Annotated in this window: 24 protein-coding genes and 1 pseudogene; 4 read left to right on the top strand and 21 right to left on the bottom strand. The window is 51.8% G+C overall.

Annotated elements, in window-relative coordinates:
- Positions 1 to 4: 4 nt before the first annotated feature.
- From AC0L73_RS15350 to AC0L73_RS15270, 17 genes and pseudogenes are all read right to left on the bottom strand, one after another.
- Positions 5 to 847 (bottom strand): sugar phosphate isomerase/epimerase family protein, encoded by an 843-nt coding sequence (locus tag AC0L73_RS15350; protein ID WP_473654148.1) that lies wholly within the window; start codon positions 845 to 847, stop codon positions 5 to 7.
- Positions 847 to 2,004, bottom strand: a complete 1,158-nt coding sequence (locus tag AC0L73_RS15345) for a dihydrodipicolinate synthase family protein (RefSeq protein WP_227951047.1) — start codon at positions 2,002 to 2,004, stop codon at positions 847 to 849. Before AC0L73_RS15345 ends, AC0L73_RS15350 begins: the two co-directional genes overlap by 1 nt.
- A gap of 4 nt (positions 2,005 to 2,008) precedes the next feature.
- Positions 2,009 to 3,156: pseudogene (locus AC0L73_RS15340) on the bottom strand (Gfo/Idh/MocA family protein).
- A 59-nt stretch (positions 3,157 to 3,215) separates the two neighbouring features.
- Complete coding sequence (locus AC0L73_RS15335; protein ID WP_473655454.1) at positions 3,216 to 4,274, bottom strand: dihydrodipicolinate synthase family protein; 1,059 nt, start codon at positions 4,272 to 4,274, stop codon at positions 3,216 to 3,218.
- Between the two features lie 4 nt (positions 4,275 to 4,278).
- Positions 4,279 to 4,953: a TetR/AcrR family transcriptional regulator gene (locus tag AC0L73_RS15330; protein ID WP_227951912.1), complete on the bottom strand. Its 675-nt coding sequence runs from the start codon at positions 4,951 to 4,953 to the stop codon at positions 4,279 to 4,281.
- A gap of 6 nt (positions 4,954 to 4,959) precedes the next feature.
- Positions 4,960 to 5,985, bottom strand: a complete 1,026-nt coding sequence (locus AC0L73_RS15325) for an NAD-dependent epimerase/dehydratase family protein (RefSeq protein ID WP_473654147.1) — start codon at positions 5,983 to 5,985, stop codon at positions 4,960 to 4,962.
- Complete coding sequence (locus tag AC0L73_RS15320) at positions 5,982 to 7,436, bottom strand: enolase-like domain-containing protein (protein WP_473654146.1); 1,455 nt, start codon at positions 7,434 to 7,436, stop codon at positions 5,982 to 5,984. Before AC0L73_RS15320 ends, AC0L73_RS15325 begins: the two co-directional genes overlap by 4 nt.
- Positions 7,433 to 8,263, bottom strand: a complete 831-nt coding sequence (locus AC0L73_RS15315) for a sugar phosphate isomerase/epimerase family protein (RefSeq protein WP_227951039.1) — start codon at positions 8,261 to 8,263, stop codon at positions 7,433 to 7,435. Before AC0L73_RS15315 ends, AC0L73_RS15320 begins: the two co-directional genes overlap by 4 nt.
- A 6-nt stretch (positions 8,264 to 8,269) precedes the next feature.
- Entirely contained in the window at positions 8,270 to 8,545 is a 276-nt protein-coding gene (locus AC0L73_RS15310; protein ID WP_473654145.1) for a hypothetical protein, read from the bottom strand.
- An 11-nt stretch (positions 8,546 to 8,556) separates the two neighbouring features.
- On the bottom strand, positions 8,557 to 8,787 hold the full coding sequence (locus tag AC0L73_RS15305; RefSeq protein ID WP_473654144.1) for a hypothetical protein: 231 nt from the start codon (positions 8,785 to 8,787) through the stop codon (positions 8,557 to 8,559).
- Positions 8,784 to 10,301: a tripartite tricarboxylate transporter permease gene (locus AC0L73_RS15300; protein WP_473654143.1), complete on the bottom strand. Its 1,518-nt coding sequence runs from the start codon at positions 10,299 to 10,301 to the stop codon at positions 8,784 to 8,786. Before AC0L73_RS15300 ends, AC0L73_RS15305 begins: the two co-directional genes overlap by 4 nt.
- Before the next feature lie 107 nt (positions 10,302 to 10,408).
- Positions 10,409 to 11,410, bottom strand: a complete 1,002-nt coding sequence (locus tag AC0L73_RS15295; RefSeq protein ID WP_473654142.1) for a Bug family tripartite tricarboxylate transporter substrate binding protein — start codon at positions 11,408 to 11,410, stop codon at positions 10,409 to 10,411.
- A gap of 289 nt (positions 11,411 to 11,699) precedes the next feature.
- Positions 11,700 to 12,467: an ABC transporter ATP-binding protein gene (locus AC0L73_RS15290; protein ID WP_473654141.1), complete on the bottom strand. Its 768-nt coding sequence runs from the start codon at positions 12,465 to 12,467 to the stop codon at positions 11,700 to 11,702.
- Positions 12,468 to 12,578: 111 nt separating this feature from the next.
- Positions 12,579 to 13,454, bottom strand: a complete 876-nt coding sequence (locus AC0L73_RS15285) for a GNAT family N-acetyltransferase (protein ID WP_227951028.1) — start codon at positions 13,452 to 13,454, stop codon at positions 12,579 to 12,581.
- Positions 13,451 to 14,851, bottom strand: a complete 1,401-nt coding sequence (locus AC0L73_RS15280) for an amidase (protein ID WP_227951026.1) — start codon at positions 14,849 to 14,851, stop codon at positions 13,451 to 13,453. Before AC0L73_RS15280 ends, AC0L73_RS15285 begins: the two co-directional genes overlap by 4 nt.
- A gap of 16 nt (positions 14,852 to 14,867) precedes the next feature.
- Positions 14,868 to 15,596 (bottom strand): ABC transporter permease, encoded by a 729-nt coding sequence (locus tag AC0L73_RS15275; protein ID WP_415776526.1) that lies wholly within the window; start codon positions 15,594 to 15,596, stop codon positions 14,868 to 14,870.
- A gap of 270 nt (positions 15,597 to 15,866) precedes the next feature.
- Entirely contained in the window at positions 15,867 to 16,538 is a 672-nt protein-coding gene (locus AC0L73_RS15270; protein WP_227951022.1) for a TetR/AcrR family transcriptional regulator, read from the bottom strand.
- 175 nt (positions 16,539 to 16,713) lie between these two features.
- Here AC0L73_RS15270 and AC0L73_RS15265 point away from each other — a divergent pair, with 175 nt between their 5' ends.
- The 4 genes from AC0L73_RS15265 to AC0L73_RS15250 all read left to right on the top strand — a co-directional run bounded on the left by AC0L73_RS15265 (position 16,714) and on the right by AC0L73_RS15250 (position 20,422).
- The gene (locus AC0L73_RS15265; protein ID WP_227951020.1) at positions 16,714 to 17,709 is read left to right on the top strand and encodes an ABC transporter substrate-binding protein; all 996 of its coding nucleotides are present in this window, start codon (positions 16,714 to 16,716) and stop codon (positions 17,707 to 17,709) included.
- A 197-nt stretch (positions 17,710 to 17,906) separates the two neighbouring features.
- Complete coding sequence (locus AC0L73_RS15260; RefSeq protein WP_227951018.1) at positions 17,907 to 18,356, top strand: PAS domain-containing protein; 450 nt, start codon at positions 17,907 to 17,909, stop codon at positions 18,354 to 18,356.
- A gap of 216 nt (positions 18,357 to 18,572) precedes the next feature.
- Positions 18,573 to 19,271: an oxygen-insensitive NAD(P)H nitroreductase gene (nfsB, locus tag AC0L73_RS15255; RefSeq protein WP_473654140.1), complete on the top strand. Its 699-nt coding sequence runs from the start codon at positions 18,573 to 18,575 to the stop codon at positions 19,269 to 19,271.
- A 254-nt stretch (positions 19,272 to 19,525) separates the two neighbouring features.
- Positions 19,526 to 20,422, top strand: a complete 897-nt coding sequence (locus AC0L73_RS15250; protein WP_473654139.1) for a DMT family transporter — start codon at positions 19,526 to 19,528, stop codon at positions 20,420 to 20,422.
- Positions 20,423 to 20,440: 18 nt separating this feature from the next.
- Here AC0L73_RS15250 and AC0L73_RS15245 read toward each other — a convergent pair whose 3' ends face one another.
- The 4 genes from AC0L73_RS15245 to AC0L73_RS15230 form a co-directional block, all read right to left on the bottom strand.
- Positions 20,441 to 20,917 carry a c-type cytochrome gene (locus AC0L73_RS15245; protein WP_473654138.1) on the bottom strand — a complete coding sequence of 159 codons (477 nt, stop codon included), beginning with the start codon at positions 20,915 to 20,917 and terminating at the stop codon, positions 20,441 to 20,443.
- Positions 20,918 to 20,947: 30 nt separating this feature from the next.
- On the bottom strand, positions 20,948 to 21,529 hold the full coding sequence (locus AC0L73_RS15240; protein WP_473654137.1) for a ferritin-like domain-containing protein: 582 nt from the start codon (positions 21,527 to 21,529) through the stop codon (positions 20,948 to 20,950).
- A gap of 31 nt (positions 21,530 to 21,560) precedes the next feature.
- Positions 21,561 to 22,241 carry an RNA polymerase sigma factor gene (locus AC0L73_RS15235; RefSeq protein ID WP_227951008.1) on the bottom strand — a complete coding sequence of 227 codons (681 nt, stop codon included), beginning with the start codon at positions 22,239 to 22,241 and terminating at the stop codon, positions 21,561 to 21,563.
- A 160-nt stretch (positions 22,242 to 22,401) separates the two neighbouring features.
- Complete coding sequence (locus AC0L73_RS15230; RefSeq protein ID WP_227951006.1) at positions 22,402 to 23,226, bottom strand: carbon-nitrogen hydrolase family protein; 825 nt, start codon at positions 23,224 to 23,226, stop codon at positions 22,402 to 22,404.
- Between the last annotated feature and the right edge of the window lie 7 nt (positions 23,227 to 23,233).

Raw genomic sequence — 23,233 nt, 5'->3', positions numbered from 1 at the left:
TCGTTTAAACGACGGACAAAGACCGTTCTTTACAAATACTCACAACCTCTTCAGGATCGCGTTTCCACCAATCAAGTTCAGAGAAAATTTCAACCTCATGAAACCCATCATACCCGGCGTCTTCAACCCAGCCGCGCAGCAACGGAATATCGATTATGCCATCGCCCATCATCCCGCGATCCATCAGGAGGTCGCGCGTCGGAACAAGCCAGTCGCAAACATGAAAAGCCAATAGTTGATCCTTGCCTGCCCGCTTGATCTGGTTCAGCAGCTCTGTGTCCCACCAGACGTGGTAGACATCAACGGCGACACCAATTCCCTCGCCCGCGCGCTCACAAATATCAAGAGCATGACGCATGGTATTGACGCAGGCGCGATCTGCCGCGTACATGGGATGTAGGGGCTCAATTGCCATTTTTACGCCCGCCGCGCGCGCTTCGGGCAGGAGTGTGTTGATTGCTTCTTCCACCATCGCGTGGGCACCGACCAGATCTTTTGATCCCTCCGGCAGTCCACCAACAACGAGGACAAGGCACTGCGCATTTAGGGTTGCCGCCTCCTCTATGGCCCGTCGATTATCGTCGAGCATGGCCAGTCGTCCCACCTCATCCACCCAAGGAAACATCCCGCCGCGACAGACACCAGTAACAGTCAGATTTGCATCCCGGATGGCTTTTGCCGCGTTGGCAAGCCCCATCTCCGCAATCTGGTCCCGCCATGGGGAGATACCGCCCACACCGGCGCGCGCGTAGCCATCAATCGCCTGCGAAAGGGTCCATTGGGCACGGGTGGTTGCCGTATTGATCGATAAACGAGAATGATCCGTTATCGGGCGGGCATTAGTCATTATGCAATCCCCCTTACCGACATGACGGAGGCACAGCGCGCCGCTGCCATGTCCGGATCGGCGAACAAACCGGCTTTATCTGCCAGCCGGAACAATTCCGCCAGATGCTGTGTTGATCGGGCACTTTCCTGACCTCCGATCATAGTGAAATGATCCTGATGGCCATTGAGATAGGCCATAAAGACGACGCCCGTTTTATAGAAATTGGTCGGTGCCTTGAAGATGTGGCGAGAGAGCGGTACCGTTGGTGCAAACAAATGATCGTATTCCGCAATATCCCCAGCCGCGAGATGATCGAGCGCCGCCGCAGCCACAGGCGCGATCACGTCAAAAATACCCAACAAGGCATGACTATACCCCTGATCATCACCTTTGATCAGCGCCGGGTAGTTAAAATCATCCCCGGTGTACATGCTGACCCCATCAGGCAACATCCGCCGCATCTTGACTTCTTTCTGATCATCCAGAAGCGAGATTTTAATCCCCTCAACCTTCGCAGCATTCGTCTGCAAAATCCCAAGGCAGGTATCCATCGCCGTATCAAGATTTTCTGACCCCCAATACCCTTTTAGCGCGGGATCAAACATATCCCCAAGCCAATGGATCATTACTGGCTCCCGCACCTGGGACAAAAGCCGGTCATACACTTTCGCGTAATCCTCCGGTCCTTTGGCAACCTTTGTGAGGGCCCGGCTCGCCATCAGGATCAGATTACCGCCGAGCTTCTCAATCGCGTCAATCTGAGTTTCATAGGCCGCAATTACATCATCCAGCGATTTTGCATCCGCCGGATCAAGATGGTCAGTGCCACACCCAGAGGCGATTTTATCATCCGGCCCGGCCGCTTCCAGCGCATGACGGATAAGGTCTAGGCTATCTGCCCAATGCAATCCGCCGCCACGCTGCGCCGTATCCATAGCTTCAGCCACACCAAAACCCAAACCCCAGAGATGCTGCCGATAAGCAATTGTCCGGTCCCAGTCTATCGCCGGGGATAACCACGGATCATTATCCGCGAAAGGATCTGCAACCACATGCGCCGCCGCATAGGCAATCCTGTTCCGTCCGCCCGCCTTTTCAGGTGCGCTCACGGGAGTACCGGATAGACTGTAACGCTCAGTCTTGCCACCCACTGTGGGCAGAATCAGGCTGGTCATCGATTTATTTCCCCATATCTGGCACTTCAACAAAGCGCTTCTCATCCCAACTCTTGAGGGCGAGCTCTGCGAACTGCACGCCTTTTGCCGCCTCCCGCAATGTCCAGCGGAACGGCGTATCGAGAACCACATGCCTGAGGAACAATTCCCATTGTGCCTTGAAGGCGTTGTTGAATGGCTCCCGATCCGGGATCGTCTGCCAGTCATCAAAGAAATTCATCGCTTGTTTCTCATCCGGATTCCAGACAGGCTTTGGTGTTGCCTCGCGCGGCTGGATACGACAATCGGTCAGGCCTGCAACGGCGGAACCATGCGTTCCGTTCACATGGAAGGTCACCAAATCATCCCGTCGAACGCGTGTGCACCAGCTGCTGGCGATCTGCACAATAGCGCCATTTTTAAGCTCTACAATCGCATAGGCCGCATCGTCAGCCGTCGCGTCGTAACGCTCCCCATTTTCATCCCAACGCTCCGGGATATGGATCGCACCGCGACAGACGACAGAACTAACGTCGCCGAACAGATTATCGATAACATAGCGCCAATGGCACATCATATCGAGGATCACGCCGCCGCCATCTTCCTTGCGATAGTTCCAGGATGGGCGTTGCGCCGGGGTCCAGTCTCCCTCAAACACCCAGTAGCCAAAATCAATGCGGACATCGAGGATCCGGCCAAGGGCGCCGTTATCAATTGCCTGTTTGAGTTTCAACAATCCCGGCAGCCAGAGTTTATCCTGCACCGCGCCATTTTTTACGCCCGCCGCCTCGGCCGTTTGCGCCAGATCAAGCGCAACGTCCAGGTTATCGGCGATTGGTTTCTCGCAATAAACATGCTTACCTGCGGCAATCGCTTTTTTCAGTAGCTCCGCCCGCATTTGCGTGGAGCCGGCATCAAAAAAATCGTGTCATCCGGATTGGCAAGGGCTTCATCGAGATTGTCCGTCCAACGCTCCACACCATGCTCTTTCGCCAGATGCTCTACTTTTGCCGCATTGCGGCCCACCAAAATAGGATCGGGCATCAGCCTGTCGCCATTTGGCAAAAGCATGCCGTTTTCCGCGCGAATGGCAAGGATGGAACGGATCAGATGCTGGTTCATCCCCATTCTGCCCGTTACCCCATGCATGATGATCCCAATCCTGCGTTCCATCAAAATATTCCTTTCAGTCTTATCCGTTGTGTTTCGTGGTTACGAAACGAGTTTGGTTGTCAGTCCGCCAGCCATCTGTCGAGATTTTGGCGGACAAAGTCGTCGTCATTCAGTTCAGGGTATGATGTGTAAACCCGATCGATTTCAGCGAGCTGGCCCCGGCCTAAACCCTCGTCCGGATCGAGACACCAGATCCCTTCCAGTAGACCTTGCCGCCGGAGCACTTCATGAAGACCGGCAATCACGCCGACATAATCATTTGCCGCATCGAAGAAAGCACCGTTGCTATCCGTCACCGCCGCATCGCGTGTCCACCAAGCCATGGGGGCGGCTTCTTGTCCGCGGATGGCGGAAATCTCTTCAACCAGTTCCACGGCCTTGCGGGTCCAGACCGACCAATGGCCGAGCAATCCCCCAACGATGTTGATCGTCTCCGTCTTGCCATTGATCTGAACGGGGAAAGGCGTCATCAGGTCGCCAACAATGTGATCGTCATTCCCGGTATAAAGCGTTATGCGGTCCTTCGCGCCGGCATCGGCAACGCCACGCACAACGTCTAGGGTCTTGTAACGATTAAACGGGGCAAGCTTGATACCGACGACATTTTCAATTTCAGCAAATTGCTTCCAGAACTCGTACGGCAGGTTCCGGCCACCCACAGCCGGTTGCAGATAAAATCCCACCACCGGCATGACATCGGCGACTTTCCTGCAATGTGCCACCAACTCATCAACGCTAGCGTCATTCAGCGCCGCCAACCCCAGAAGAACGGCCTGATAGCCGAGCGATTTGGCAATCTTCGCCTCACTTAGCGCCTGATCCGTCTTACCGACAACTCCGGCGATCATGAAGGGCGTTCTCTCGACCCAGCTCTCTGCTTCCTCTGCCGCGAGACGCAAGACTGGTTCATATAGCCCAACATCGCGAATGGTAAACTGCGTCGTATGAACCCCGACGGCGATACCAACTGATCCCGCATCAAGGTAATATCGGCTCAATGCACGCTGGCGGCGGACATCCAATTCACGCTGACTGTTTAGCGCAAGCGGTTGGGCCGGAATGACACCTCCGCGCCGAAAGGCCGATAAAGTTTCTCCTGGAATATCATCAATTCGCATCACTTTATTTCCTCAATTTATCAGTGGGGACCGACGGTTGTGTTTTCGGGTGACAAAGATATCCGAGAATGACCTCCACGACGTGGTTACGCCGCTTGTCCAGCTCTTTGCGCGACGACAAGTCGCGACCGAATATTTCAGACAGGGTATGCATGTTCGAAAAATAAAGATAGGACACGCCCGCGATCGACACGTAGAGCTCAACAGGGTCCACGTCGGGCCGGAAATACCCCTCCTCCTCTCCTCTTCTCAGAACTTTTGAAATGATATCGACCAATGGCATATTAAGGGTCAGAACAGAATCACTGGACTTGGCATGCACGGCGCCATGCAGGTTTTCCTCATTCAGGATAGCCATAAATTCCGGATGCTTTTCAAACCAGTCAAAACTGAAGGTGCAAAGCTCCGTCATCGCTTCAATCGGATCCCGACCCGTCAGGTCAAGACCTTCCTCTGCGCTTCGAATATCCAGATAGATTTTCTCCAGCACCGCCTGAAACAGACCATCTTTGCTGTTAAAATAGTGAAACAGCATACGTTTACTGACACCTGCCGCGCGAGCAATCTCATCTGTGCGGGCACCTTCGATACCCTTCTTTGTAAACTCCACCGTCGCCGCATCAAGGATTTGCTTACGGGTGCGCTCTGGGTTTCGGGTGCGTGGCTGGGTGATTTCCATGACCAATCAGTAGTTTCCATCACTTACTTCAAAATGCGTGGGCTTACCCAAGCTCTCTTGGCCGCGCGCAACCCAATCTGCTGTCCAGTCGACCAGTTTAGAGAGCGGCACTGACGGATAGCCGAATAAATCCTGCTGCTGGTTGGTATTGACGAGCCAGGCTGTCTCGCCTTCTTCCCCTTCAAATATAGCAGGCTTATTGAACTTCTGCGCAAAGAGCTGGGCAACGGAACGAATGCTCGCCGTCTCCGGTCCGGAGATGTTTATCGGCGTCATTGGCGTCTCCGCATGGGCAAGGCAGCGCAGAGCACAGGCGTTCGCATCCCCCTGCCAAATCACATTGACATGCCCCATCGCGAGCGAGACTGGCTCACCCCGAAGGACAGCTTGAGCAACATCATGCAAAACGCCATATCGCATATCGATTGCGTAAGACAGACGGAACAGGCGACCCGGTGTGCTGTTCTTCTCTGAAAAATACTCGAATATCCGTTCCCGCCCGACGCAGGAGTTGGCATACTCCCCTTGCGGCGTTGGCAACATATCTTCCGTCGCGCCCTGATGGCGGATATCCACGAAGGGATAAACACAAGCGGTGGAAAAGGCGACGATACGACTCGTCGTAAAGTGACTAGCTACAAGCGCCGGGACATGGCTGTTCATCGCCCATGTGAGCGGTTCGTTTCCGGTTGCACCGAACTTCATTCCGGCCATGAAAATCACATTTTCAGTGACTTCAAGTCTCCGCACGGCGGCTTCATCAAGAAGGTCGCAGGCAACGGTTTCAATACCGGCGTCTTCCAGCTCATGGCGAACTGTCGGATCAGAGAAACGGGCAACGCCAATAATACGGCGGTCCGGATCCGCGCGTTTTGCCATGCGTGCGAGCGTCGGCCCCATCTTACCACCAATACCAAGGATCGTGATTGCGCCGGGAGCCTTCGCGAGATCTTCAGAAAGCCCTTTTTGCGGACGCGTCATGAATTCCTCAAGCTCCGCTACATTCTCAAATTGGTCTGGCAGATCACTCATGGCTTATTCTCCAACATCTCAAATTTCCAGTCTTCTTCCGGTACGCCATTATTCAGATTTGGCCGATCGGTAACGCCTAGCCCAGGCACCTGTAGCGAGCGTAAATCCAACATGCCGTTGTCGATACAGAGCGCCCCTGAATTACCATGCCGTTCATAAAGCCCAGCGTGATGTTCTAAGGCGGACGTCCATTCAGCTTCCGGCAAATGATCAAGACCGCAGAAGTAATGATGCCCGTTTCGCTCTACATGCGGAATACCAAGTGTGGCGATGACGGCAAGATCAGCCTGCAACGGCACAACAGCAAGATTGGTCAGGTCCTCAGCAGAGAGGAAATAATGTTTATCACTATTGGATCGGTTGCGAACTGCCGCGAGGCCGGTGTTAATTAAGGATCGATAGACACCCTTGCAGTTCTTGTGACTGACCCCTTCATATCCAAGCTCAATCGCATCATAGAAGGCCTCCGCCCAGCCATCCGCCTCATCAATCAATAGCGGCTTGCCGATTGCAGCAACCGCGTCTGACGGTAGCGGCGCAGCCATGGCAACATCCCGGTGCAGCGGCTGTTCGATGAACAGGACAGATTTCCAAAGAGCATCAAGCGCCGATGTTGATTTGATCCGTTCTACAAGCGCGACAAAATCTTCAAGGTTCTTATATTGCTCATTACCATCAAAGGTCATCTGGATCGGCTGATCAGCCGCCTTAACCACCTCTGCGATTTGGGACAATCGATCTATATCTTCCTCGATCTGCCCCCCTACCTTGACTTTCAGGTAACGAAGTTTGTCGACAGTGAGATATTCTTCCAGCGTGACCGGGAACCCGTCCTTTGGTGCGTCGACTTCTTTATCCGCCGCAGAAATAGGATCAACCAATCCAACCGTGTGGCGAAGCGCGACTTCCTCAAGCGGACGCGCGGGGAGAACTCCGAGTATATCGTCATAGCTAACCTCTTTCAGCAACGCCGCCGGGTCAATCGACAGGCTATTGCTTCGGACCATCTGATCGAATGTTTGTCCACTATGACGGCCCATAGCGTCAATAACGGCCCGCTCCATCATTGAGCTTGCGAAGGACGCCCCAAGGCGATTGAACCCGCGGGCGAGTGATTTTGCCTCAATCTCTTCACGGGTCGAGAACCACAATCCGTAGGGCGTTCCAAATCCTGCCCCGGAATAAACGTTGCGGGCATCGCGAAGTGCCTGAAGCAAGTCCGCAACATTATCGGCAGGTGTTTTTTCCGGTGATTTATCGAACCATTTATATGCCAGAAAATCACTCGCAACGCCAATGGCGCGCGCGCCGTTTTCAAACTCCACCTCGACCTGCAGAATACCGACCGGCGCAGCTTCCATAGTGACCACCCCAAATCGAAACGGCAGTCGGGTGAAGGCGTTGCGCACAACAACACGGCTATCCACAATGCGGAATTTTGGATTGCTCATACTAAATTCTCCATTACTCCGCGAATATAGCCCGCTGCCACTGCGGCAGTGTTTGGCCCATCGGGTTCATAGACAAAAGGCTCCACCGCAACAACCCCGTCATGGCCGACATCCTTCAACGCCTGAAAAATTGGCGTGAATTTATTCTCGCCCTGCCCCGGTGCACGCTGATTGGTATCATTGACCTGAATATGACCAATATGTCCAGTCGGCCACCATTTTCGGATGAGTGCATCAACCGCCTCTTCCTCTGCAAGACCAGCAGAGGCCGTATCGATCATGGTTTTAAACGCCGGAGAGTCGATTGCCGCGACAATCTCCGCCCCCTCTTCAACAGTATTGATATAGTCGGTCTGATTTCGGCTAAGCGGTTCAATGCAATATGTAACCCCTGCCGCCTGCGCCCAGCTTGCAACTCTCGCGAAGCAATCCATGGCATTTTCACGCGCGGCCTCAGGTGTTGCCGCTTGAGACAGCAATCTCTGCGCCGGTGAGCCATGCACGAGGACAGAACCGTTCATGCTCGCACATAACGTAATCAGATGTTCCATCAAGGACAGGGTTTTGCCCCGGACAGCCATGTCATCTGTCGTGATCGAAAGTCCGGGAGGTGCAACCAGAAGCCAGTGAAGCCCGGTGATCTCCAAGCCATAGTCTTCGGCAATCCGACGGCATTCTTCCGCCGTCGCCTCCGTCAGTGCCATCGGATCATCGCCCAGTGTAAAGGGCGCCACTTCCAGCCCCTTATACCCCAAGGAGGCCGCGATGCGGCATTGATCCGGAAAAGGATAATCGCGCAGCACTTCATTACATAGACTTAGTAGCATAAAGGTTCAGCCTCCCGGCAATCGGACAAAAAACAAGTCCTGAAATACATAATTGATGACGAGACCGGCAATGATGGCAAGGACAAGCGCGGTTAGCAGTTTCATACGGCTCGGCAGGCCGCCATATTTCATCGCTTCCGTGGCAACGACAAATACGAATATGAAAATCGGCGTGGCAATCCAGAATGGCACATTCGGAAATAACAAGATCGCATAGCCCATTGTTATAACTACGGTTACGGCGGTTCGCATGACCATGGCGGAACCAAGCCAGCGGCGCACTCCATCTTTGTTCAGGCTGAGCTTCCACCCCCACGCCGTATGGACCGCACAAGAATAGCGAGGCCCGCAATAGTCAGGAACAGCCCCAGAAATCCCGGTACAATTCCCGGTACCGTGTAGGAGTTGACATTGAGATTTTCGAGCCTTGGAAGGCGCAAGCTTTCCACAACAATCCCGATACCGAATAACGTCAGAACGATTGAGGAGATAAAATCCGCCTTGTTCATGGCTGGCTGGCTCATTGGATCCCTCCCTCAGTTTTCTGTTTGAAAAGACGGCTTAGCAGATTTCGGATTGAGGGCATCGTCAGCAAGATAAAGAGAAGCGCAGATATCCAAAGCACCATACTGATCGGCCGATTAAAGAACTGAATAAGTTCGCCATCAGACAATACAAGACCGCGCCGCAGACTCTTGTCCAGAATATCGCCGAGGACAATCCCGAGAATAAGCGGCGCCATCGGATATTTCAGTTCCCGAAGGATAAAGCCGAAGACACCGAAGAACAGCATCACCCAAACATCGAACGTCCGACTGGCTATAGCAAAGGCACCAACGGTACAGAGGACAAAGATGATCGGCATCAGGCGCTCTCGTGTCACTTTGAGGACCATCACAAGTGGCCGGGTCAGCAGCAGCCCGAGAACACCCATCGCAATCGTCGCCAAAAACACCATGGCCACAACGGAATAAACAAAGCCCGGAGATTCGATCATGATCAGTGGTCCGGGGCGAATGCCATGAATAATCATCGCCGCCAGCAAAACAGCGGCCGGTGCAGAGCCAGGTACAGCCAATGTCAAAACCGGAATGAGTGCGCCCGGAACTGCGGCGTTATTCCCGGACTCAGCTGCAAGCAACCCTTCAACCGAGCCTTTACCAAACTCTTCTTTGTTTTTGGATGATTGCCGGGCCGCCGCGTAGGACGCCCAGGATCCCATATCTTCACCAACACCGGGAATCAAACCCATAAGAGTCCCGATTAGGCCTGAGCGAATGGCGGTAAATTTATATTTGTAAGCGTCGCGGATACCGGACCAGACACTGTCCGATTTTGCCCGGACAGCTTCATAGGCTTCGTGGCGCATAACCGTCAAAATCTCCGCAAGGCCGAACGCCCCCACCATAGCGGGAAGCAATCCAATCCCCCCGGAGAGATCCGTCGAGCCATAAGAGAAGCGCGGGACGGCATATATGCCTTCCTGCCCAATTGTTGCGATGAAGAGTCCAAGGAAACCCGCAATCCAACCCTTAATCGGATCATCAAGCGAAGTAAGCTGGCCGGATATAAGAACGCCAAATACCGCTAGCCAGAAAAATTCAAACGCCCCGAAAGACAACGCAAATTCTGCAAGGACTGGCGCAATAACTGCCAGAGCCATCATGCCGATCAAACCGCCAAAGACTGACCCGGTTGTTGCAATGGCCATCGCCGACCCCGCCTTGCCCGATCGAGCCAGTGGAAATCCGTCAAGCGCGGTCGCCGCATTCGCGGGCGTACCAGGGATATTCAGCAAAATGGCGCTCCGGCTCCCGCCATAAATCGCGCCAACATACATGCAAACTAGAATAAGGATTGCCTGATCCGCTTCCATTTTGAACGTCAATGTCGTCAGCAACGCAACACCGAGGGTGGCAGTTAAACCCGGCAACATGCCGACGATAATGCCGAGCAGCGTCGCCCATACAACATCGACGGCTGACCAGCTCGTCAGGATGGAAGCAACGGAGTTTGCAAAGGATATGAGGCCGTCCATAAATTAACTTTCCTGATCCAATGCCCTGCTCCCGGCAAGGTCAAAAGGCAAGCCCAAGCATTCCCTTGACGCACTCAGCGCCAAGGGGGATGCCAAAGGATCAAACGCTATGGGCGTTTAAAACCGTATTTAGTTGGATCATTCTTTGTCTTACCGCCATCGAACAGCAGGAAGACATTCTGCGTCAGGGCCGGACTAACAGCCTCAAGAGCCGCATCACCTGAAGACGGATCAAGTATCGCGCCCCGGTTTGCAGCATATTCCGCCATTGCATCGGACTTGGCGATGGCGTTCGCCCATACCTTGTCCATGGTTTCAAGAACGTTGGCCGGAACGTCAGCAGGCGTCCAGATACCAAAGTAGTTGTTAGCCGTCTTGATGTCCGGCACCCACTGCTTGATGGACGGAATTTCACCATATCCTTCAATGACAAGTGGTTTGTCGGCGAGCACTGCAAGCGGGACAATACGGCCAGCACGGATCATTTCCGCCTGCTCGGATGCGAGCTGCGTCGTCAGCTTGGTTTCACCAGAAACTGCCGCCAGTACTGCCGGTTTACCACCGTCATAGCTCACATGCTTGTACTTACCGCCAGCCGTTTGGGCAATTGATTCCATGGCGTTATGACCACCGGAAGTTACACCGGCTGTTGCGACTGAAACGCTATCCGGATCGGATTTCATTGCAGCGAGCACGTCACCAAAGTCTTTATATCCTGAATCGGGGTTTGCGCCGACGACAGCAACATTGGCGATATGCAGATAAAGTTTCCAATCGGTTACCGGAACGTCGAACATGCCAAGAACCTGATAGGCACCAAGGTCAATGGCGGCCCCTGCGGCCCAAGTCAGGCCATCATGATCTGCCTGCCATGCGTTTGTCGTCCCAACGGAACCCGCGGCGCCAGGCTGATTGACAATAACAACAGTCTGGCCCAGCGCATCTTCAAGTTCGCCCGCAAGAACGCGTGTAACGCTATCGGTTGAACCACCCGCAGACCATGGCACGATGATTGTTACCGGTTTGTCCGGTTTCCAAGAATACTCTTCTGCTGTTGCTGGCGCAGCAAACAAGGCCACAGCAGCAAGCATCGATATGATGAATTTCATTTTATTATCTCCCTGTAGGAATAAGTAACCTGCTGGATACTTAAGAAAAGATATTGATAATACATCGCGCTTGTCAAGAATCCTTTTTCACGGGGAATATCGCTCTGATTTAAAAGGATTCAGTGCCGATTGATACCGATCATCGAGGAGAAGAGTTTCTATATAATCAGCACTTTGATACGAATCGAAACTGATTTTACCGCAAGGGCTGAAGCGGCGTGAACAGCACTTTCGAGGAAGTCATATACAAAAGTCTAATGCACCTCTGAAAGGAGAGGAATAAATTGCACTATTCAACACCAAGCAGATCGTAAATTTTCCGGGTATAGGTGCCGAATTGCGGTTCCGTCTTGATCGCCAAATGTCGCGGCACATCGAGTTCAATTGGAAAATAGGAGGCCATCCGCGCCGGTCCCGCCGTTAGAACCGCGCAATGAGTGCCAAGAAAAACAGCTTCATGGATGCTATGGGTGACGAACAAAACGGTCTTTCCTGATTTTCGCCAGATCTGATGCAGCTCCGTATTCATTTTTTCGCGCGTCAACGCATCAAGTGCGCCAAACGGTTCATCCATCAGGACAATTTCCGGATCATGCACTAAGGATCGGGCAATTGCCGCTCTTTGTTGCATGCCACCCGAAAGTTCATAGGGATACACATCCTCAAACCCTCGCAGACCCACCATTTCGAGCAGGTCTTTCGCCCTCCCTCGCGCCTCTTTCATTGGTAGCCCAAGGATTTCAGCGGGCAAGAGAACATTATCGATAATCTTCCGCCATTTCAGCAGCAATGCCTGCTGAAACACCATGCCAATATCCCGGCTTCGATCTATCGGGCGCGTTGCATTGCCAATCTCGATTGATCCGCCCTCGACCGGAATAAGGTCGGCAATAATTTTCAGGATTGTAGATTTACCGCAGCCGGACGGCCCCACCAAAGAGATAAAGTCACCCGTATTGATCTTCATACTGACATCGGAGACGGCAATCGTTTCCTTTTCCTTGGTGCGGTATATTTTCTTGATACCGGAAAGGCTAATTATCGTATCCGTAGTCATGCTTTCTGCTTTCAATTCAAGATCATATAAAATCTGAGCGAAAAATTTCCCGTCCTAAAAACCACGGGTAATCTTCCAACTGTTTCGCATTTTCCACCAAAAACCCACCAGTCACCCCAGTTCCGGCCCCGCGGCGGCAAAGGCATGAGACGCCTTCCCTAATGGTGTGACCGGTCCGCGTGTCATTCGGGTGAAGCCGCGCTGCGCCTTGAAGCCGCGAGCCGCCAAATGGCTTGCAAACTCCAGCTGTGCATCAAAGGCATCAATCGTCACCGTGCCGGAGAGGGAAGATAACGCCGCATCAAGAAGGTTGGCCGCGATAGTGCCGTTTTCTGCGGAAATCGGGCCAATCTGGGTCACGCCCCGCCCTTCTCGCCCAAGCAGAATTCCATTCTGATTTTTATCGACGAAAGCTGGCCCGCGCATCATCAAATTGCCGACTATAGACGGTCGACACGCCCCAAACACCTCAGCATCATAATCCGAAATCCAAATCAGATCGTCAGCTCTTGCCTGGCAATCCTCTTCTTCCTTGACCGCAGTTATAGCTTCGCATCGCCACCGGGTGATACCAAGCTGATCAGAGAACCCCATCTTTGAATATACCGCACGACCATCCGGGGTTGCATCCAACAACGGCGTAATCCCTTGCTCTTCAAGCCAATTGCAGCAGTTTTCGACTAATTTCGTCGCCAAACCTTTTCGCTGCCAATCCTTTGTCACCAAAATCATGCTAACCCAACCGATTTTGTCATCCATAGGCAAGGCAACGCCTGAAGCGATGGGCACTCCCGTCTTATCGCGAAATCCAACGCAAGACCCGGTCGTCATCATCAGAGCCCAATCGTCGGACACTTGCGTCCACCCCGCCTCTTCCGATAAGGCAAGGACAGCCGCCATGTCATCGAGCGTCAAGGTGCCGAACTGTAAGGTCTCTAGATCATTCATATGGGCGACTATCTGTAAGTACCATGGTCCATTCGTCACATTCCATAGCCTGGCCTGAATTCATCCCAAGGTAATATTTTCTCAAACAGTCTTGCCGCCTGTAGGACACGCGTATCTGCAAACTGCGGCCCGACGATCTGCATCCCGATTGGCATCCCGCTCGAAGAAAAACCACAAGGGATAGAAGCCGCTGGCTGACGCGTTAAATTGAAAGGTGACGTGAAGGGTATCCAGTCATACCGACCACCGCCTTCCGGGGCATCAAGTTCCGCAGGAAACGCCTGAGCGGAAATCGCAGGCGACAGCAAAATATCATAAGTTTCGTGGAACTCCGCCATGTGACGATGCAGCGCCGCACGCTCTATCTCGGCATCAAAATGTTCTGCAAGGCCCGCACCGCGCGCGGCTTCAATTTCAGCAGCAATCTGCGGATCAACTTTCGCAAGGCCCTCGGGCCCGAGATGCCGAAAGGCATAATCAGCGAACCCACGCTTCAAACGCTCCAACATATCAATCGGGCTGTCCATCACCTTGTCCAGCACATCTATCCGCGCGCCACTATCCGAAAGCCTGTCTACGGCGGCACGGACAGTGCCCTCAACTTCCGCATCGACATCCGCATACCCCAGAGTAGGGCTATAGGCGATACGAAGTGTTGAGAGATCACCCTCTTCAATCAGGTCTTCATAAGACACTGGATCATAGGGCAAGCTGCCAAAATCCCTTGGGTCAGGGCGGGAAATCACGCTCAGCATCATCGCGGCATCGCCAACCGTTCGGGTAATCGGACCAAACCCGGCAAGACTTGCGTAAGGCGTTGGTGGAAACATCGGGACACGCCCACCGCTTGGTTTATGGCCGAACACACCGCAGAGACTGGCCGGAATTCTGATGGATCCGCCTGCATCCGTGGCAAGCGCCAGCGGCGCCAGACCAGAGGCCACCGCAGCAGCGGCTCCACCACTCGACCCACCCGGCGTAAGCGCAGGATTCCACGGGTTTCGGGTGATGCCGGTCAAGGCACTGTTCGTGACCGGCTTTGAGGCAAACTCCGGTGTTGTTGTCTTGCCGAAAATCACGGCCCCGGCCTCCCGCAGCCGCGCTACGGCCGGTCCATCGACATCCCAAGGCTGATCAGGATCGATAGTCAATGAGCCCCGCAATGTTGGCCAGCCTTTTGTCAGGATAATATCCTTTACCGAGACTGGAATTCCATCAATAGCGCTTAACGGTTCACCCACTGCCCACCTTTTCTCCGATGCCTGGGCGGCCGTCATTGCGGCCTCTTGATCGAGAACGCAAAAAGCGTTGAGGATCGGCTCCAGTTTTTCAATTCGCGAGAATAGATTTTCCACAACATCTATAGGCGAAAGCTCACCTGTAGAAAAAGATTTCGAAAGGTTTTGCGCAGATTTAAAAGCGAGTTCTTCTGTCATACGTCGATCCTTGACCTTAGGACTGATTATCCAGTCGGGCATCGCTTGGGACAAAAATATACTCAAGCAGAGTGACAATCCCAAAAAGACTAATTCCCAGTACGCTGAGCAAAATTACCGCCATGAACATGGCCGCGGTATCCAATGTTGATTGCACCTGTATCATCAAATACCCAAGGCCCTGACTTGAGGCCACGAATTCGCCCACAATCGCCCCCGCAAGCGCGAGGATCGCGCCAACCTTCATGGAGGAGAAAATATACGGCATGGCGCCCGGTAGCTGGATTTTGCGAAAGATCTGCCAGCGCGTTCCTTTAAGCGCCCGAACCAGATCAAGGAGATCAGGTTCCACCTCCCTGAGACCGCGCCCGGAGGTGATCAAGATCGGGAAGAATGACAGGATAAACGCAAAGAATATGTTCGTCCCGATCCCATATCCAAACCAGACAATTAGAAGCGGGCCCAACGCAATTTTCGGGATCATGCTGAACGTCACGAACAGAGGAAACAGGGTTGTCTGCAAACTTCGAAACCAGGAAAACATAAGCGCAAGCATGACACCAACAACTACCGCCAGACAGTATCCTGCCAAAATCTCCCATGCCGTAATGAATGTATTATTTGCCCATTGATACTGTGGCTGAGTTAGGGTCGCAAAAGTCTCCCCCGGGGATGGCAGGATCAGCTTGTGAACAAAGCCAGACGCCGTCACTGCATACCAAAGCACCAGGACGAGGATATGCATGAATGCCACAATGGAATATCTTGGCAGATTGGAAACAAACAGCGGCCATTGTTTGCCAAACCGGGAGCGAGTAGGTTGACGACTGATCACACTATCATCGGCATCCGGATTCGTGCTTGCGCTTTGTGTTTGTTCGCCCATACATACTTCCTATGCCAAACCTGAATATCATCCAAACAGTTGGTTGATTATTGAACATAAAAATATCTGCTGTCAATAACGGAACGACGAGCGCACTGTCAATTTTCAAGCCGCGTCTGCCGCAGACGGTTACTTGATAATCGCGTCCGTTATTAACTTCACAACATGCGCTTTCCGCTCGGAGATATTCTCGCGCGTGTCAAGCTTATGGCCAAAAATGGCAGACAATGTATACATATTACTAAAATAGAAGAAGCCGAGGGCTGCAATGGAAATATAGAGCTGCTCGGGATTTTGTCCGCTTCGAAACAAGCCCTCTTTCTCCCCTCGTTCCAGGATCTGGCCAATTGCGACGATCAATGGCGAATGTAAGGTTTCCAGATCCGCTATATCTTTCATATGCCTGCCCTTGTGGACATTCTCATCAATCAAAATAGGCGCAAAATCCCGGTTCTTTGCCGTATAATCAAAAGAAAATTCAACCAGCTTTTGTAAGGCTTCAAGCGGGGGAAGCGTATCGAGCTTTAACGCCTGTTCGCGCTCGCGGATATCCTGATAAATGCTTTCAAGTACATGCCGGTAGAGCTCATCCTTATTCCCGAAATGATGGTAAACTAGTTGCTTGTTCACCCCTGCCCTCTTCGCAATCTCGTCAACGCGCGCGCCCTCAAATCCACGATTGGCGAATTCCTTCCGACCGGCCGCCAGTAGCTTTTTTCGCGTCGCGCCCGGAACACGTTTTTTTGGCTGTGTTTCACTTGCCAATGGCTTGCCATTCTGCTTCGTCGAGACTCTACCCATATTCCCTCTAACCAACCAACCAGTTGGATATATATTGACTTATATTATGACATAGATAACATTATTGCACGATCTGACAACTTATATCGACCGCAGAAATTATAATTGATCGCGGCTGGCGGCTAAAGATTAATTAGCAAAAGTCGATATTTATTTCAATTTACAGGAGAGAGTCATGAAGAAGCTTTTAGGAACCTGGATTGCCGGTTTCGCCCTGTTGGGCCTATCCACGACCGCCGGCTTTGCTAAAGAGGCAAACCTCATTCTTAATTGGACACCTGGTGCGGACCATGCACCAATTTATTATGCGCTTGATCAAGGTTGGTATGCCGATGCCGGAGTTGATTTGCAGGTAAATAGTGGCAAGGGGTCCGGTCTTGCGGCGCAGACAGTTGGCACAGGTTCCTCTGAATTCGGGATTGCCGAATTGGGAACCGCCTTTGTTGCGAAAGCGAAAGGCGCCGACCTCACTGCAATTATGGTGCTCTACGCCAACTCTCCACTGACCCTCTACTGGAAGAAATCTTCCGGCATAAAGGGCCCCAAGGATTTTGCGGGCCGCACATTAGGGAACCCTCCGGGTGATGCCGCGCGCGTCCTCTGGCCGGCCTTTGCCAAGGCTGTCGGACTGGAGGATGGGGCCGTCAGCTTTGTTAATCTGGCACCGCCTGCGAAGAACCCTTCCCTCGCGGCAGACCGCGTTGATATCATCAGTGAGTTCTACAACGGTCATGACGCAAAAGTAAGCGCCTTTGGGGATGATCTTGATTTCCTTCGCTGGAGTGAATATGGCATTAACCCGTACGGCAACTCTTTCATCGTCAACACGGCCTATATGAAAGAAAACCCGGAAGTCGTCGCGAAATTTGTTGAAGTCACCCAACGTGCTTACGCTGAATGTGTGAAGAACCCGGACCCATGCGTCAAGTCGATCATGGATGCCGCCAGCGGTCTCGATAAAAAAGCTATGGAAGATCAATGGACACGCGTTAAGGAACTCATGGCTGACGAAACTACCACAACAGAGGGACTTGGCTTCTTCAGTGGAGATCGTATTCAAAAAACATATGATCTGATTGATACCTATTTCGGCGTCGAGAAGCCGTTCAATCCGGCGGAATCCTATACGAACGAATATCTTGATAAAAACATCAAGATGACCGCTCAGTAAAAAACACAAGCGGTTCAACGATTGAAGGCCAGCCGGATTATATTTGGCTGGCCTTTCTTTTTATCAAAAGGCGATCTTAAAGGGCTGCATCAACATCGATCAACCATAGTGATGCCGTATCCCTTGCAAATCGCGTAGAAAGCGCGCAAAAAAAGGAAATAAAGTCTAATCATTCTCTTGCTTTTCGGGTATCCCACATGGATCTTCAAAATTTTTCTGAAACGCTTGTTCAAAATATTTCAGACGCAATCGTTGTCTCCGATGCAAACGGCATCATTAAATTCTGGAATTCTGGCGCGGAAAGGATATTCGGGTTTTCCTCCGCCGAAGCAGTTGGTCAGTCGCTTGATATTATCATCCCACCAAACCTGCGCAAACGACATTGGGATGGATATTCGGAAACAATGGAAACCGGAAAAACCAAATATGGCGCAGGAGACCTCCTTTCAGTTCCGGCGATCCGAAAGGACGGACAACGCATTTCAACCCAATTCTCAATCCTGGGCCTGTCGGATTCATCTGGCAGCCTGACGGCAGTTGCCGCCATCATGCGGGACGTCACTGAAGACTATGAGGAACGAAAGGAGCTCCTGAAATCGCTCGCGAAATGTAAGAAGGCGCTTTTGGATAAATCTGGCAGCTCATAAATCAAATCCTTAATTTAATAATTTAACCAGTTAATTTATTAAAACCGAAGGTAAAACAAATTAGTTTCAAGAGACCTTTCTTTTATCAGACGCCGATCGTTTGCTAAAATGGACGTATTCTTTTAACTGACAAAAGAATGATTTTGAAAATCAGCAGATAGTTTCGCCGCACGGCAATGACTAGGTTCCCGTTATCAAACGAAAGGAACCCGTATCATGACCATTCAAAATATCAACACTCTTGCGCCAGCTTTCGATATCACACATTTCTCTAAGAACAGGCACACGACGAAGGCCTTTGACCCTTCGAAAAAAATCTCTGATGAAAACGTTAAAAAAATCAAGGAATTACTGCGCTTCAGCCCATCAAGCACAAACGCACAGCCTTGGCATTTCATTCTCGCCTCGACCGAAGAAGGAAAGGAAAGAATTGCTAAAGCGACAGACCGACTTTTTCCGTTCAATCGTAATTCAATAGTAAACGCGTCCCACGTTGTGGTGTTTAGCAGCCGTCTCTCCATAGAAGAAGATTTTCTACAGAAAGTGCTTGTACAGGAAGAAAAAGACGGCCGTTTCGCAGGTGATCCGGAGACATTCAAATCGCAAATGCATGCCGGACGCAGCCTGTTCGTCAATATTCACAAGCAGGATTATAAAGACGTTCAGCATTGGATGGACAAGCAGGTTTATCTGAATATCGGCCAATTCTTGCTTGGCGTGGCAACACTTGGTATAGACGCAACACCTATGGAAGGGATCGAAGCCAAGGTTCTGGACAAAGAATTTGGCTTACGTGAAAAAGGATACAGCAGCCTTGTTGTCGTGCCGGTTGGCTATCATGACACCAAAGCGGACTTCAACGCCACTCTTCCTAAATCACGCCTGCCCTATTCCGAAATCCTGACGGAAGTCTGATCCGCCGATGATATGAACTTATCTGTCTATTCGTGATATCCCTAAAGGATCTCGGGTGGGCAGGTATTCACCACTTTCTCCTACTCACTACAGGATATTTCGGACAGCGATTGAAAAACAATTTATTATAGCGCTCGTTCGCCTAAAACCATCTCGGATTAAAGCGACAGTTCCTTACACAGGCAGAGCGTCCCGTAAGGCTTGATTGCGAATAATGATAACAATAAAGCCCAGTTATTCGGGAGTTCAATTCAGTGTCAGCACCCAACATTAGTTCTATCCCTAAAAGTAACCTGACGGGAATTATGTGGATGCTGTTGTACACGCTTGCAATGACAGGCATGCACTCGGGTGTGCGTCATATCTCGGAGACTATTCATCCGTTTGAAGCTGCGTTTTTCCGTCTGGTTTTTGGGTTGCTCGCGCTCGCGCCGTTTTTCTATCGGCACGGACTTAGCGTGTTAAATACAAAGCGTTTACCGATGCTATGCCTCCGCGGTGTGGTCAATGCGGTCTGTATGTTGGGCTTCTTTTTCGCTCTCTCAATTGGCCCCTTGGCGCAGGTAACAGCCCTTGGATTTTCCGCAACTCTCTTCGGAATTATTCTGGCTGTCATTATTTTTAAGGAAAAGGTGGGGCTGAACCGCTGGGTCGCCATCTTTGTCGGATTTGTCGGCACGATCGTAATCATACGTCCGGGATTTGCCCATGTCGGAATTGAGAGCATCGTAACCCTTGGCGCTGCGTTTGGCTGGGCCGTTTGCATGATGATCATCAAGGATCTGGGACGTACCGAATCCGCGGCAACGATAACGGCCTATATGTCTCTGGTTATGGCACCGATCGTCTTGATACCTGCTTTATTCGTCTGGACCACACCCACGCTCTATGATTTAGCTTGGCTCGTGGCAATCGGCATTATGGGCGGCATCGGACAACTCGCGATGGCCAATGCCCTCAAATTTGGAGAGGCGCAAGTAGTCCTCCCCGTCGAGTTTTCCCGACTTGTCTGGATATCCATCATTGCCTTTTTTGCTTTTGGCGAAGTCCCGGGGATCTATTTATGGATTGGCGGTGGCATGATTATTGCCGCAACAACCTATATCACCATCCGCGAAGGCCAGATAAAAAAGAGGGGCGATAACAACTGATAACAACTGATAACCTTCCTACTTTACGCCAGCGGAAGAACCCGGCGCAGATGACAAAGATTTCAGATACTCAATAATCGCATTCCTTTCATTGGCCTTGCCCAAACGAAATCCCATCGACGTGCCTTTGGCGAAGGCCGTTGGGTTCACCAGCCAGTCATTGAGTGTTTCGTCTGTCCAAATCACATCAAGGTTCTTTAGTGCCTTGCTATATTTAAAATTGGCAACCACGCCAGCTTTGCGGCCATAGACATCCCGATGCCGGGGGCCGATCCGGTTATTGTCGAGAGAATGGCACCCCCCGCAACGGCGCTTGTACAGCTTTTCTCCTACGCCAACCAATTTTTCGGAGACAGCGTAAGGGGGGACGCTGTCTCCTTGCGATGTCACTTGTGTTTTATCCATGCCGATAGAATTGATAGCGTCTTTTGCTAACGCGCTACCGGATATCAGAACTGCACAGAATAACACGATGACATACAATGGGGTTTTCATGAGTAGATATAGCTTTCACGAAGATAAGGTTTAGCCAAACATCAACGCTGCTTTGGGGATCGGCTGGCCAAGTGCGTTTGCCAAAATGGCTGCATGGAACGCTTCATCTCCAGCCATTTGGGCGGCGACCTGGTGATAATCCGGTCCAAGAGAGGGGATCAGCCCGAGATATGCATTGGCCGCCCCAGTCTCCAATGCTAATGCAAGACGTAAAACATCTGCCTGATTTTTAAGAGTTGAGGCCTTCAGCTCTTGTGCATAGGCACCGAGTGATTTTTCCTCTGCCGGAGTTCCACCCAGCATTTCAACGGCCTTCACAAGAACATCTCGATGCCCCTTATGATGGCCCTGAAACGTCACACCGATATCAACAACGGCAGGGTCCAGCAGGCCACTGGTGGCGGCAATCTGATACGCGGCAATGCCTTCATGCTCAAGCGCAATGGCGACATTTAGGATTTTAATATCCTGCGAGTCATCGGCGGCGGCGGCGGCAGTCGCCGACTGTATATTGCCACCGACAACCATGGCGAGCGCCGTCGCTGACAATGTTTTTCCGGTTGTTCCCAGAAATGCGCGTCGTGAAGACAGAATCATACTGTTATTTGGCATCGAAATACTCCTCGGTAGGGGGTGGGTGAACTTAGATATTCAGGGCGGCCAGAACACGATTGGTCATGGCATCGCAATCGGCACCAGCGAAGGAAATCGCATCCACGGCGACGGTCTCGAACTTGAGTTCCAGATGCTCGCGTAATTCACGGCGGGCCCTGAAAAGCCGTGATTTAACCGTTGCTTCCTTTATCTGTAGCGCGTCGGCTGTTTCGGCTACAGACATCCCTTCAATATCACGCAGGACGAATACAGAGCGGAATTCGTCAGGCAGGCGGGCAATGACGGTTTTCAAAAGCTCAGAAAACTGCTTTCGCAACAGTTCTGTTTCCGGAGATAGCCGGCCTGACTGCGATTCATATCGTGCCTGATATTCTTCCAAGATGGCGACATCCTGCTGTAAATACTCGCTATGGCGACGTTTAATTGCTCGTTGGCGGTCAATTGCTGCGTTGTAAACAATACGGGTGAGCCAGGTTGACAGGCTGGAGTTGCCGCTGAATGTTTCGAGAGAATTAAACGCTTTCAAATACGCCTCCTGGACCACCTCTTCCGCATCTGCATGATTGCGCAGGACACTCCATGCCGTTCGAAACAAACGCTGATTATTGCGCGTGGTAATTGTTCGCACTGCATGCGGGTTTCGGGCCGCCGCATATCGTGCGAGCTCGACGTCATCCATCATTTCAATTACTGCAAGTTTCTGGGGCATATTAATCATTCCTTTTTGCCCTGTTAGACGACAGGCAAACAGAAAGGTTCCCGGAATTTACAGTCTAGGTGAAATGCCCCGCCTGATCGACAGAGTTTTTACTGGGGATCTGCTACGCGTTGGCTGGTGTCAGAAGATCGGTCTGCACTTGCCCAATCTATTAGTCATAGAGTTCCGGTCGCCGGTCTTGCCGGTAGGTCGCGACGGAGCGCCACTTCTCAATATCCTCAGCCTTAAAGTCGAGATCCGCGATAGCGATGCCTTCCCCGTTCGGGATAGATGCAAGGATATGGCCCGACGGCGCAATGATGCAGGAATGGCCGAGGCTATCAAAGCCCATCTCCGTTCCTGTGCGATTGGCCATGGCAACGATCACCCCATTCTCCAGAGCTCTTGTGGCGGCCATACCTTGTGTCGTAACGCCGCTCCAGCCCCAAACATCCCGTTGGTAGGCGTCACTGATCCAGTTTGTACTATTGATGATGATCTCTGCACCCCGGTTGACGAGAGTGCGAAAATAATCCGGGAAAATCATGTCATAGCAAATTGTCATCCCAATCCGCCCCAAGTCTGTATCGACAACAGTCGGCGTATTTCCAAGCTCGTAGGAGAGCCGCTCCGCCGAGAATAGATGAGCCTTGTAATATGTCGCCAATCGTTTCCCGGTGGGTGAAAATAAAACCTGTGCATTATAGAACTTCCCGCCATCCTCAACGACGGTGCCGATGGCCATGTGAATGCCCGACTTTGCCGCTATCCTGGAGAGTTCTTGATCTGTGGGTCCGTCCTTGGGCTCTGCAAGATGGGCAAGATCATCGGAGATAAAGTATCCTGTTGTTGCACATTCGGGGAATATCGCCAGATCGACATTCTGTTCTCCCGCTGTCTCGGCAAATCGGCCTATTTTACGCAAATTTGCCCCTATATCTCCAACGGCACAGTCCATTTGCACGACAGCCAGTTTCAACTTGATATCCTCAGTCATTTCGGAG

Source organism: Sneathiella sp. D3-11 (assembly GCF_055809395.1).
Note: the sequence above shows the minus strand (reverse complement) of the source record. Positions and strands in the feature narration are given on the sequence as shown.